This is a genomic window from Pseudomonas oleovorans subsp. oleovorans (assembly GCF_002197815.1).
GTDB classification, from domain to species: Bacteria; Pseudomonadota; Gammaproteobacteria; order Pseudomonadales; family Pseudomonadaceae; genus Aquipseudomonas; species Aquipseudomonas oleovorans.
The window spans coordinates 1-748 of the sequence record NZ_NIUB01000099.1 but is presented as its reverse complement, the minus strand read 5'-3'; the positions used below and the strand labels follow the sequence as shown (position 1 = coordinate 748).

Sequence of the window (748 nt, the reverse complement as noted above, 5' to 3'; positions counted from 1 at the left end):
CGGATGGAGGCGGCGTAGCGGGGTGAGGCGGCCCAATTCGTCAAAGCCCGGTACTTGCACGGCACGCTGCGACGTAGATCCGCCAGGCATAAGCTGGAAGGTCGCGCGAATTACCCTGGGAGATCTGCATGTTTGCCGCTGGGCTACCGGGCGTCGAGAGGCGACGGGATGGGCGTGCAGAAGTCAGCCGAGGCCGTAGTAAGTGGCGGTCAACCACGCCATCAAGGGCCGAACAGGTCATGCCGCCAGTAGGCGTCAGCGTCTCGTCGATAACCGAAATGCAGAAATTTCTCCAAGAGAAGACTGTCACCCCGAGTCCCGGCCAGAGGCCGAGGATGACGCCTGACAGCGCAGAGGTATCGGCGGCGTCGGTGACGTGGATGAACGCGGAGCCGGACACGCTGATGGAGCGGGTGCTTGCACCGGCGAATCTCAAGCGTGCGTATCAGCGCGTGGTCAGCAACAAGGGGGCGCCGGGTGCCGATGGCATGACGGTCGCCGACTTGGCAGGCTACGTGAAACAGTATTGGCCCATCCTGAAGGTCAGGCTGCTGGCAGGTGAATACCATCCCCAGGCAGTGCGGGCGGTCGAAATTCCCAAACCGCAGGGCGGTATGCGGCAACTGGGCATTCCCAGTGTCGTGGATCGCCTGATCCAGCAAGCCCTGCTGCAACAGCTCACGCCGATCTTCGATCCGCTGTTCTCGGACTATAGCTACGGCTTCCGTCCGGGCAGAAGCGCTCACCA

1 protein-coding gene is annotated in these 748 nt (G+C 62.7%); it reads left to right on the top strand.

Annotation, left to right across the window (positions count from 1 at the left end; all coding sequences use genetic code 11):
• Positions 1 to 239: 239 nt before the first annotated feature.
• Positions 240 to 748, top strand: a 509-nt coding sequence (locus PSOLE_RS23430; protein WP_249044926.1) for a reverse transcriptase domain-containing protein, incomplete at its 3' end; no start/stop codon positions are given.